This is a genomic window from Klebsiella sp. BIGb0132, assembly GCF_024810075.1.
GTDB classification, from domain to species: domain Bacteria; phylum Pseudomonadota; class Gammaproteobacteria; order Enterobacterales; family Enterobacteriaceae; genus Klebsiella; species Klebsiella terrigena.
The window spans coordinates 1,333,830-1,345,822 of record NZ_JANUDW010000001.1; the positions used below are offsets into that span (position 1 = coordinate 1,333,830).

The window sequence follows — 11,993 nt, forward strand, 5'->3', positions numbered from 1 at the left end:
CAGATCCGGAGGCTGGTTAATCAGAGGGCTAAAACGCGAAGCAGGAGCAGCCCAGCACGCCCCAGAACGCCTGCTCATCGGCAACCGGGATCGACGACCGGCGCGCAATATCGTGCTGGTGGCCGTGGACGCCGCAGCTGCCGCAGCACTGGTGCATCTGCACGATGGCGCCGATTTTTGCCGCCGCGGGCGGCGCCGAGCGGTAGTGGCCCGGAACCTTGACCACCGGAGACCACTCCGGCAGCACCGGGATGGGCGGCGGCGCCAGCGGCGAGAAGTGTCCGGCGGCATAAACCACTTTGCCATCAACCACCGTCAGCACCGATTCGATGCCTTTTATCTCCTCTTCCGGCACGCTGAAATAGTCCTTCGACAGCACCACCAGATCGGCGAGCTGATCCTGCTCAATACGCCCTTTTTTGCCCTGCTCGCTGGAGAACCAGGCGCTGCCCGCCGTCCACAGCTCCAGCGCCACGTCGCGCGGCAGGCGGTTGCTCTCGTCGTACATTGCCATGCCGCCGACGGTGCGCCCGGAAACCAGCCAGTAGAGCGCGGTCCACGGGTTGTAGCTCGCCACGCGGGTGGCGTCGGTGCCGAGCCCCACCGGCACCTCCATTTCCAGCATTTTCGCCACCGGCGGAGTGTGCTTTACCGCATCGATACCGTAGCGGTCGACAAAATACTCCCCCTGGAAGGCCATCCGGTGCTGTACCGCAATCCCGCCGCCCAGCGCCTTCACGCGCTCAATATTGCGCTCGGTGATGGTTTCCGCATGGTCAAAGAACCAGTGCAGGCCGTTAAACGGAATCTCGCGGTTCACCTTCTCAAAGACGTCCAGCATCCGGCTGATGGATTCGTCATAGGTGGCGTGCAGGCGGAACGGCCAGCGGTGTTCGACCAGGTGGTGCACCACCCGCTCCAGCTCGTCCTCCATTCCCGCCGGCAGATCCGGACGCGGCTGCAGGAAATCTTCAAAATCCGCCGCCGAAAAGACCAGCATCTCGCCGGCGCCGTTGGCGCGGAAAAAGTCGGTCCCCTGCCCCGGCTTCAGCATATCGGTCCAGCGTTCGAAATCATCCAGCTCCTGCTTCGGACGCTGGGTAAACAGGTTATAGGCAATGCGCACGGTCATCTGCTGGTTCGCGTGCAGCTGCTCAATAATTTCATAATCTTCCGGGTAGTTCTGGAAGCCGCCGCCGGCGTCAATCGCGCTGGTCAGCCCGAGACGGTTCAGTTCGCGCATAAACTGGCGCGTCGAGTTCACCTGCAGCTCCAGCGGCAGCTTCGGCCCCTTCGCCAGCGTCGCGTAGAGGATCATGGCATTGGGCCTGGCGATCAGCATCCCGGTCGGGTTGCCGTTGCTATCCCGTACAATTTCGCCACCCGCCGGATCCGGCGTCTCTTTGGTATAGCCTACGGCCTTCAGCGCCGCGCGGTTAAGCAGCGCGCGATCGTAGAGATGCAGCACGAATACCGGCGTATCCGGCGCCGCCTGGTTGAGCTCTTCCAGCGTCGGCATGCGCCGCTCGGCAAACTGGAATTCGCTCCAGCCGCCGACCACCCGCACCCACTGCGGCGAAGGCGTGCGATCGGCCTGCTCTTTGAGCATCCGCAGCGCGTCCGCCAGCGAGGGAACGCCTTCCCAGCGTAGCTCAAGGTTGTAGTTCAGCCCGCCGCGGATCAGGTGCAGGTGGGAATCATTCAGCCCGGGGATCGCCGTATGGCCCTGCAGATCGACGATCTGCGTGCCTTCGTCGGCAAAGCTCATGATCCGATCGTGGCTCCCGGCCGAGAGGATCTTACCGTCGGCGATCGCTACCGCGTCGGCCAGCGGATTTTGGCGATCGAGGGTGTGGATCCGACCATGGGTCAGGATCAGTGTGGCAGTTTGTGACATAACGCTCTCCTTGAGGAGGCTGACTCAGTTTTTCTTTAACCAGCCAGCAAACAGGCGGGTCACGATGGGCATCCAGAACCAGACCACCAGCGCGACGACGCAGGCATCGTTTATCAAATGTAGCGGCAGGCTTCCCCGCATCGAGGGCAGCAGCATGCCGGTCAGCCAGGGCACCAGGTTGGTGCTGGGGAAGATAACCAGTAGGGTTATCAGAAACTGCTTCCAGCGCAGCGGCTGGCGCACGTTGGCCGCCGGCGGGGTAAACCAGAAAGCCGGTTCGGTACGGACCTCCGTGCGATCGCCCTCGTTAAGCAGCGGCGCAATTTCGGCAACCAGCTCGCGGCGCGTTTCCGACTGCGTCCAGGCGTAGAGGTGCTCAATGGTGTCGAAGCGAATAATCACGCTCCATAAATTCTGCCCGGCCCCCGGGCGAATAACGTTAGCGCCAAGGTGCCCGGGAAACTCCGCCGCCACCGGCATGATTTTTCCGAGCCACTCTTCATAGCGCTTACCGTGTTCGGGATCGAGCATATGACTGATGACCAGCGTTACCGATTTCTGTTGCGCCATAAGGAGCTCCTTGCTGCAGGGAAGCGGCGGGATTTCCCCGCCATCAGCCATAAATAACCATACACAAAATCATTCAAGCTACGCCGGGGCGGGCAAACGAAGCCAACCAAGAGGCAGCCTGAAATACACAAAATCATTCATGCTGCGCCGGGGCGGGCAAACGAAGCCAGCAAAGAGGCAAGCTTGAAATACACAAAATCATTCATGCTGCGCCGGGGCGGGCAAACGAAGCCAGCAAAGAGGCAGCTTGAAATACACAAAATCATTCATGCTGCATCGAGGCGGCAAGGGAAGAAATCCCCGGGAGCATAGGTAACTATGTGACTGGGGTTTCTGAGCGCAGCCAACAAAGAGGCAGCCTGAAGGATGAAGTGTATTTAGGCCTGGCGCTCCGGCGCGCCGTGCACCATGGTATACGCGTAATCCACGCCCATGCCGTACGCGCCGCTATGTTCGCGAACCAGATCCATCACCGCGTCGTAGGTTTCTTTGCGCGACCAGTCGCGCTGGTACTCAAGCAGCACCTGCTGCCAGGTCACCGGCACCGCGCCGGCCTGCACCATGCGGTCAATCGAGCGCTCATGCGCATCGACGGAGGTCCCACCGGAAGTGTCGGTCACAACGTACACTTCATATCCCTCTTCCAGCGCCATCAGCGCCGGAAACGTCAGGCAGACTTCGGTCCACAGCGCGGAGATAATCAGCTTCTTACGCCCGGCAGCCTTAACCGCCTTAACGAAACCCGCATCTTCCCAGGAGTTCATTGAGGTACGTTCTATCGGTTTAACCTGCGGGTGCACCGCCAGCAATTCCGGCCAGATATAGCCGCTAAAGCTTTTTGTTTCCACGGAGGTGTAAATCACCGGAACATTAAAAATCTTGCCCGCTTTGGCTAGCGCAACGGTATTATTTTTAAGCGTCTGGCGATCGATATTGGCGACACCAAACGACATCTGCGGCTGGTGGTCAATAAAGATAAGCGTTGAGTTGGTTGGATCAATCAGTTCCCGAATAGACATAACATACCTTCTTAATCAATAAGTTAAAAAGAGACAATCAGTGCTGTTGTGGGTCTGGATCCTGACGGATAAAGCATGGTGAGTATAGTCAGTAATTTCTAACGAGTTATTAAAGAAATTTTTCTGATTTATTTCAAAAATAAAAGGCAAGAAATAAAAAACCCGCTATTGGCGAAGAGGGTGATAATGATGTTTATCAAAAAATTGCGGGTAACGGTTCTAAATTATTCACTGGTATTGAGCAACTGGCTTCGGTAAAACAGAGGAATTATTTATTACCGGTAAGCCACCGATGCGCCTTAATCTTGATGTCCTGCAGATCCTCGATGCCCTGGAGACCCATGGCTCCTTCGCTACCGCTGCGGAATCGCTCTATAAAACGCCCGCCGCCCTGAGCTACATGATCCAAAAGCTGGAAAGCGATCTCGGTATCACCCTGCTGGATCGCAGCGGACACCGGGCGAAGTTTACCGATACCGGCACAATGGTGCTGGAAAAGGGTCGGCTGCTGCTCAATGCGGCAAAGGATCTGGAAAAGCAGGCGCTGCAGCTCAATGCCGGCTGGGAGCGGGATCTGGCCATCGCGCTGGACGCCTCCTTCCCTTTCGATCGTCTACTCCCGCTTATCGACGCGTTTTACGCGCAAAATCCGCAAACCCGCCTCAATTTTACCCACCATACGCTGGCGGGTGCCTGGGAAGAGCTGACCCGTAACGGGGCGGATATCATTCTTGGCGCGATCAACGAACCGCCGACCTCCGCCGAATGGTCGTGGAAAATGCTCGGCACGCTGGATAACGTCTTTGTAGTCGCACCCGGCCACCCGCTGGCGGAAACGGTACAACCGCTGACCAACAAGCAGCTCAGCCTGCATCGCGCGGTGGTGATCAGCGATAGCGCCCGCCACTGCCACCCGCTCAACAGCAACCTTCTCACCGAGCAGTCGCAAATTCGCGTCGATGACTTTGCCAGCAAGGTCGCGCTGCTGCGGGCCGGGATCGGCTGCGGTTTTCTCCCCCGTCACGTCGCCCGGCCGTGGCTGGCGAGCGGCGAGCTGGTGGAGAAAACCGTCATCTCTTTTCGCGAAAAGGATATCGCCTACATGGCCTGGCGTACGGATAACGACGGCCTGGCCCAGCGCTGGTGGCGGGAAGCCATTCTCGAAGAGCCGTTTCTACACCAGCTTTATCCCTGACGGCTAAACCAAACGCAGGCCGAGATGGCAGGAAGCGTCAGCACGCCGTCGTGCAGCGCTCCGCTGCCCTCTTTGAGCTGCCACTCGCCGACGTCCAGCAGCGGTGAATCCTCCACCACCACCTCACAGGCTTCTCCGCGGTTGATAGCCACCAGCACGCGCTGGTTTTTATACACCCGGGCAAATACCACCACGTTTTCTTCGGCATAAATCACCTGACACCCGCCGTAGCGCAGCGCCTGGTTCGCCTTACGCAGCTTCGCCATGCGTTTATACAGGCCCAGCAGCGTAGCGTCCTGCAAAGCCGGGTCCCACGGGAAGGGTTTGCGGCAGAACGGATCGTTATTGCCATCAACGCCCACTTCGTCACCGTAGTAAATGCACGGCACGCCCGGCCAGCAGAACAGCCAGACCACCGCCAGCGGCAGACGCGCAACGTCCTTACCCAGCAGCGACTTAAAGCGCGCCGTATCGTGGCTATCAAGCTGGTTAAACATCCGCAGCTGCTGCTGGTGCGACAGCCCGGCGCGGTAGTTATCCATCCACGCCACGCAGGTTTGCGCATCTATCTTCTGCGGATCGTAAGAGATATCGGTATTCGCCAGGAAGCCCCACAGCGGGAAGGTAAACCCGCGGTAGTTCATCGCCGAATCTTCGGCATCGGCCTGCAGCCACTGGCGCGCATCGCCGAAATGTTCGCCAAAGACAAAGGATTCCGGCTGCGTCTCCTTTGCCGCCTGGGTTATACCGGCGATATGGCGCAGGTTATTACGCGCCCCGCCGCCTTCCCCCAGCATATGCACCACGTCGAGGCGCCAGCCGTCCATGCTCCACGGCGCCTTCAGCCAGTGGCGCACGATGCTGTCTTCCCCGGCGTAGATTTCGTTGATCAGGCTGGTCGATCGATAATCCAGCTTCGGCAGGCTGGCGTAGCCCAGCCAGCTGTGCGCTTCCCCCTCGGGGGAAAAGGTGAACCAGTCGCGCCACGGTGAATCCGCGCTGTGGCAGGCTCCGCCGCTGCCGCGCTGGTGGCGGTCAAACCAGACGTGTGAATCTCCGGTATGGTTGAACACGCCGTCGAGGATCAGGCGCATCCCCTCCCGCTGCGTATTGTGCCGCAGGCGCAGCAGCGCGGCGTCCCCGCCAAACTGCGGATCGACGCGACGATAATCTTCGGTATCGTATTTATGCACGCTCGGCGCGACAAACACCGGATTCAGGTACAGCGCCGTGACGCCCAGCTGCTTGAGATACGGCAGCTTCTCGCTGATACCGTCCAGATCGCCGCCGTAGAAGGTTGAGCCGCCCGCCTCGCCGGTTAACGGTTCATCCCACTGCTTCTGAACGATATCCTGTCCCGCAGCGTGGTGATGGTAGGGCCGGTCCTGCTCGGCCTGGCGCGGTTCGCTGCGCGCAAAGCGGTCAGGAAAGATTTGATAAAAGACCTGATCGGCAACCCACTGCGGGCCGCTGTCCGGCAGATCGACCGCAAACTGCTCCAGCCGCGCCGGCGGGAAGCGGTTAAAGCCCTGCGGGGTAAACCAGCGCTGCCGGTCGGCCCACAGCAGCTTGAAGCTATAGCGCCGACGCGGCTGGCCGCTGGCCAGATTAATCTCGCCGCGCCACGCGACGACGCCCGGCCGCGGCTCCTGGCGCAGGCGGTGCATCGGCAGCGAAAGCTCTTCGTTGTCTTCTTCCGCACGCAGCGTGACGCGCTGCGGCAGCTCATCGCCGCTGACCCATAGGGTGATAAAGAGTCGTCCCTGCTGCTCCTTGATAAACGGAGCAACAGGCAGGTGCCATGCCTTCAACATCGTTATTCCTCTCTGTACAGAATGGGCACACCTTGCCACAGCGCTCAGGGGTATGACTCATCATCGGCAGAATTATTGGGGGAGGAGAGCGGAGGAGGATATCGGAAAAGCGCCAATAGCCTGCCGGATAGCGCGCGCATATCCGGCAGGCGAGCGGCCCGCCTAGCGGGCCTGCGCCAGCTGACGCTCGCGGCGGGTTTTCAGCTTCCAGCCGACCAGCAGCAGCGCTATCCAGGCGAAGCCGACGTACAGGGAAATACGCGTATCCGGATGGTAGCCAATCAGCGCAATGATAAAGACGAGAAACGCCAGGCCTACCGCCGTGGTCGCCACGCCGCCCGGTACTTTAAACTTCAGCGCCCTGGCCTCTTCCGGCGGCAGACGGCGACGGAAGGCAATCTGCGACAGCAGGATCATAATCCACACCCACACCGTCGCAAAGGTTGCCAGGGAGGCGATCACCAGGAAGACGTTTTCCGGCATGATGTAGTTGAGGTAGACCGCAAACAGCAGCGCGATGGTCATCACCATCACCGTCACCCACGGCACGCCGCGGCGCGACGTTTTGGCGAACATCTTCGGCGCGCTGCCCTGCTCGGCCATGCCGTGCAGCATGCGCCCGACGCCGAATACGTCGCTGTTAATCGCCGACAGCGAGGCGGTCAGCACCACGAAGTTGAGGATGCTGGCGGCAAACGCGATGCCCATATGCTGGAAGGTTAAGACGAACGGACTGCCGTTAGTCCCGACCTGGTTCCACGGATAAATAGACATAATCACGAACAGCGTGCCGACGTAGAACACCAGAATACGCATCGGGACCGAGTTGATGGCGCGCGGAATGGATTTCTCCGGGTCTTCCGCCTCCCCGGCGGTAATACCGATGATTTCAATCCCGCCGTAGGCGAACATCACCATCTGCAGCGACATCACCATTCCCAGCCAGCCGTTGCTGAAGAAGCCGCCGTTGCTCCACAGGTTGTGGATACCGGTCGGCTGGCCGCCGTTGCCGATGCCCCAGATAATGATGCCGAAACCGGCGAGGATCATGATGATAATGGTGGCGACTTTAAAGAAGGAGAACCAGAACTCCAGCTCGCCAAACACCTTCACGCTCATCAGATTGACGGCGCAGATAATCAGCACCACGCTGAGCACCCAGATCCAGTGCGGGACCGTCGGGAACCAGACGCCCATATAGATGCCGAAGGCCGTCACGTCGGCGATGGCGACAATCAGAATTTCAAAGCAGTAGGTCCAGCCGGTGATATAGCCCGCCAGCGGGCCGAGATAGTCCTGCGCGTAGCGTGAAAATGAGCTGGCGGCGGGGTTATGCACCGACATCTCGCCCAGCGCGCGCATAATAATGTACGCCGCCACGCCGCCGATAATATAGGCCAGCAGCACGCTCGGGCCGGCCATTTTAATCGCATCGGCCGAACCATAGAACAGGCCGGTACCAATTGCCGAACCCAGCGCCATAAAGCGGATATGCCGGGTACTTAGCCCGCGCTTAAGTTTGTTACTACTTTCCATCGTATTCCATGCCGTTTTTCTCCTTTAGCCTTCGCCGGGCGAAGATCAAAAGAGGATTACCTGAAAAACAAAAAACCACGGGACCTGAAGTCCCGTGGTTTAACACTGATTTTTAAACGTCGGCTAGTGCGCGCTGGATGTCACCTGACGCCCTGCGGCGCGATCCCAGACCACCGCCAGAACCACCATCACGGCGGTCGGCATGAGCCAGGCCAGACCCTGCTCTGCCAGAGGCAGGCGCGCGGTCCACGCCGGCAGCATATCGGCAAAGGCCGACGTTTTAATGCCGTCAATGATACCAAACATCAGGCTGATAAACATGGCCGGCGCAATAACGCGGGACGAATTATGCCACCAGTTGCGGGTAAAGCTTAATACCACCAGTGCGATACACGGCGGATAGATAGCCGTCAGCACCGGGATCGAAATCTGAATCAGGTGGCTCAGCCCGAGGTTGGAGACCGCCATCGAGAAAATGCCGAGAATAAACACCAGCGAGCGGTAGGAGAACGGCAGATACTGGGCGAAAAATTCCGCACAGGCGCAGGTCAGGCCAACCGCGGTCACCAGGCAGGCAATGAAAATCAGAGCCGCCAGCATAAAGCTTCCCGCGCCACCGAAGGTGTGCTGGACGTACGAGTGCAGAATGGCCGCACCGTTAGCCGACTGATCCACCAGGGTCGCGCTGTCGGAGCCTAAGCGGAACAGGGCCAGGTACAGCAACGTCAGGCCAACGCCCGCCATCAGGCCGGCCCACACGGTATAGCGGGTCAGCAGGCGCGCTTCGCTGACGCCACGAGAGCGGGCGGCGTTAACAATGACGATGCCGAAGACCATCGCGCCGAGGGTGTCCATCGTCAGATAGCCGTTGACGAAGCCGTTTGAGAACGGCGCGGTGCGGTAGGCCTCCAGCGCGTTGCTGATCGGGCCTGCCGGCCAAATAATCGCCGCGACGGAGAGAATAATCAGGGCAATGATTTTTAGCGGAGCGAGGAAATTGCCGACGGTATCCAGCAGCTTGCCGGGATATAACGAAACGAGGATCACCAGGGCGAAATAGATGACGCTATAAATCAGCAGCGGCATCGCGCCGTCGCCGGTCAGCGGGGCAATCCCCACTTCAAAGGAGACCGTCGCGGTACGCGGAGTCGCGAACAGCGGTCCTACCGCCAGGTAGCAGACGACGGCCAGCAGAATTCCCGCCACTTTGCCAATCGGGGTGCTCAGGCTTTCAACGCCGCCGCCGACTTTCGCCAGCGCCACGACCGTCAGCACCGGTAAACCCACGGCGGTGATCAGAAAGCCGATAGCGGCGGTCCAGACGTGTTCACCAGCCTGTAAACCAACCATTGGGGGGAAGATGATGTTGCCGGCACCGACGAACAGCGCGAAGGTCATAAAGCCCAACGCTATGATGTCGCGAGATTTTAACTGATGGGTCATAAATTCATACTGCCTGTGGATGTGGTGGTGTTAAACGGAAAAATACCGTGCCTTCCCTTAGGGATGATACAGCGGCTATTGCCGGAAACTCAGCGAGATATGCTCCCGAAGCGGCGTGGGAAAGAATTGTTTTTTGAAATACCACGCAAAAGCAGTCTGTCTACGACTGCATGGGGCGCAATTTAAACGCTTATAACGTTTTAAAGCAAGGCGGGATCGTAAAAGCAGATGATTATGCTAAGTCTACAGTTTCAACCAGCGTTATTAACCATAATGAAGGAAAACATGTGGCTAATCATGCGAACAAAAAAGCAGCAGACGTTCGTTAATTACGCAGCTGAAAATTGACTGCAAACGAAAATGACCAGCCGGAGCTGGTCATTGACAAGTTATGTTGACAGCGCGGCGCTTAGTCGCTTTTTTTGGCAATTAAACGTTCCGGCAGCAGGAAGCTAAACCGCGTTCCTTTACCGGGCGTGCTCTCAATATCCAGCCGGCTGTCGTGATGATTGACCGCATGCTTAACGATAGCCAGCCCCAGGCCGCTGCCCCCGGTTTGCCGCGAGCGCGCTTTATCCACGCGATAGAAGCGTTCGGTCAGCCGCGGAATATGCTCGGGCGCGATCCCCGGGCCGTTATCCTCAACGCTAAACAGCGCGCCGTGCGGCGCTTTCTGCCAGCTGACGGTAATCTCCGTTCCCTCCGGCGTATGGTTGATCGCGTTATACACCAGATTCGAGATCGCGCTGCGCAGCTGCTCATCGTTACCGAGCACCTTCAGCGACTCATCGACCTCAAAGTGCAGGGTATGCTTTTTCTGGCTGAGCGTTTGCGCCTCTCGCTCGACAACCCGCAGCATCATCGGCACGTCAATTTTGTCGTTCATCGCCAGAACCGGGGCCGCTTCAATACGCGACAGGGTCAGCAGCTGTTTAACCAGCCCCTCCATACGCTGAGTTTGCTCGCGCATGGTATGCAGGGCCTTTTCCCGCGTCACCCCTTCCAGCACCTGCTCCTGCATCATCTCCAGATATCCCTGCAGCACCGTTAGCGGCGTGCGCAGCTCGTGGCTGACGTTGGCAAAAAAGTTGCGCCGGGCGCCTTCAAGCTGGTGCATCTGCGTCACGTCGCGCGCCACCATCAGCATCTGCTTGTCGCTGTAGGGCATCACGCGGATTTCCAGATGACGGGCGTTATTAAGGATCAGATTAAGCGGTTTGCTGAAATCTTTGCTTTTGAGGTAGTTGGCAAATTCAGGATAGCGCAGGAGGTTAAGGATGTTTTGTCCGCTGTCGTCCGGCCAGCGCAGATTGAGGATCTGCTGTGCCAGGCCGTTACACCAGAAGATCGCCCCCTCCTCGGTGGTCAGCACCACCGCATCGGGCAGCGATTCCGCCCCGCTGCGAAAGCGTTTGATCAGGCTGCCCAGCTCGCGTCGGCGTTTTTTATTACGCATCTGCATCTGGTGGAGGCCGTACAGCAGCGGTTCCCAGCTGCCGCTCCCCGGCGGTGGCGTCATGCTGCGGTCCACCCACAGCCACCACGAAAGACGTAATAAATTCCAGAAATGCCAGATAAGAAGTCCGGTCACCGCCGCCAGTAAAAACCACGGCAAATGACCAAATAGCGCCCCGAGAATCAGGGCCGGGATACAAGATAAGAAAAGCTCAAGCGCCAGCCTTTTCCATGACAGCCGTTCCAGCACGGTTCACACTCCTGTCGACATTCAGAAACGGGCGGAGAAACGATATCCCGTGCCGCGAACCGTTTGTACCATCCGGTCATGGCCACTGTGTTCCAGCGCTTTACGCAGACGGCGAATATGCACGTCTACCGTTCGGTCTTCTACATACACGTTGGTCCCCCAGACGTGATTCAGCAGCTGCTCGCGGCTGTATACGCGTTCCGGATGGGTCATAAAGAAGTGTAATAACTTAAACTCGGTCGGTCCCATGTCCAGCGGGTTTTCGCCGGTCATCACGCGATGGGAGGAGGGATCGAGGCTCAGCCCCTGCATTTCAATCACCTCTTCCACCGCCATCGGGGAAATGCGCCGCATCACGGCTTTGATTCGCGCCACCAGCTCTTTCGGCGAGAAAGGCTTGGTGATGTAATCGTCGGCGCCGGTCTCGAGGCCGCGAACGCGATCTTCCTCTTCACCGCGAGCGGTCAGCATCACCACCGGAATATCACGGGTCATCGCCTCACGCTTAAGCTGTTTAATAAACTGCAGGCCCGAACCACCCGGCAGCATCCAGTCAAGGAGAATCAGATCGGGCCAGGGTTCATTGAGCTGGTTCACCGCGCTGTCAAAATCTTCCGCCTCGACGGGCTGAAAGCCGTTTTGTTCCAGAACAAAGCAGACCATTTCGCGGATTGGAGCTTCATCTTCAACGACCAGAATTCTTCTCGCCATTATTTACCCTGTATTTTTTAGCCATCAGTATAGAGTGCGGCGCCATTATGCGTCAGTTTTGTGACAGATTTATGAAAAAAATGGTCGCCTGACGATCGAGGAT

9 protein-coding genes are annotated in these 11,993 nt (G+C 58.5%); 1 reads left to right on the plus strand and 8 read right to left on the minus strand.

All coding sequences use genetic code 11. The annotated features are described in order from the left end of the window. Positions 1 to 28: 28 nt before the first annotated feature. The 3 genes from M2416_RS06165 to M2416_RS06175 all read right to left on the minus strand — a co-directional run bounded on the left by M2416_RS06165 (position 29) and on the right by M2416_RS06175 (position 3,486). Complete coding sequence (locus M2416_RS06165) at positions 29 to 1,897, minus strand: amidohydrolase (protein WP_259222707.1); 1,869 nt, start codon at positions 1,895 to 1,897, stop codon at positions 29 to 31. A gap of 24 nt (positions 1,898 to 1,921) precedes the next feature. Further along, positions 1,922 to 2,467 (minus strand): antibiotic biosynthesis monooxygenase, encoded by a 546-nt coding sequence (locus M2416_RS06170; RefSeq protein ID WP_041144272.1) that lies wholly within the window; start codon positions 2,465 to 2,467, stop codon positions 1,922 to 1,924. Between the two features lie 377 nt (positions 2,468 to 2,844). Next, positions 2,845 to 3,486: a hydrolase gene (locus tag M2416_RS06175; RefSeq protein ID WP_041144271.1), complete on the minus strand. Its 642-nt coding sequence runs from the start codon at positions 3,484 to 3,486 to the stop codon at positions 2,845 to 2,847. 292 nt (positions 3,487 to 3,778) lie between these two features. Here M2416_RS06175 and M2416_RS06180 point away from each other — a divergent pair, with 292 nt between their 5' ends. Further along, positions 3,779 to 4,681 (plus strand): LysR family transcriptional regulator, encoded by a 903-nt coding sequence (locus M2416_RS06180; RefSeq protein WP_115193466.1) that lies wholly within the window; start codon positions 3,779 to 3,781, stop codon positions 4,679 to 4,681. On the opposite strand, the gene malZ is transcribed toward M2416_RS06180, so the two are convergent. The 5 genes from malZ to phoB all read right to left on the minus strand — a co-directional run bounded on the left by malZ (position 4,672) and on the right by phoB (position 11,890). Further along, positions 4,672 to 6,495, minus strand: coding sequence for a maltodextrin glucosidase (gene malZ / locus M2416_RS06185; protein WP_076944646.1), 1,824 nt, complete (start codon positions 6,493 to 6,495; stop codon positions 4,672 to 4,674). The two genes, M2416_RS06180 and malZ, sit on opposite strands and share 10 nt — an antisense overlap. Positions 6,496 to 6,657: 162 nt before the next feature. Next, entirely contained in the window at positions 6,658 to 8,031 is a 1,374-nt protein-coding gene (proY, locus tag M2416_RS06190) for a proline-specific permease ProY (RefSeq protein ID WP_123706745.1), read from the minus strand. A 123-nt stretch (positions 8,032 to 8,154) separates the two neighbouring features. After that, positions 8,155 to 9,474 (minus strand): branched-chain amino acid transporter carrier protein BrnQ, encoded by a 1,320-nt coding sequence (gene brnQ, locus M2416_RS06195; protein ID WP_259222711.1) that lies wholly within the window; start codon positions 9,472 to 9,474, stop codon positions 8,155 to 8,157. Positions 9,475 to 9,883: 409 nt separating this feature from the next. After that, positions 9,884 to 11,179, minus strand: coding sequence for a phosphate regulon sensor histidine kinase PhoR (phoR, locus tag M2416_RS06200; protein WP_259222712.1), 1,296 nt, complete (start codon positions 11,177 to 11,179; stop codon positions 9,884 to 9,886). 21 nt (positions 11,180 to 11,200) lie between these two features. Next, complete coding sequence (gene phoB / locus M2416_RS06205; RefSeq protein ID WP_004099401.1) at positions 11,201 to 11,890, minus strand: phosphate response regulator transcription factor PhoB; 690 nt, start codon at positions 11,888 to 11,890, stop codon at positions 11,201 to 11,203. Between the last annotated feature and the right edge of the window lie 103 nt (positions 11,891 to 11,993).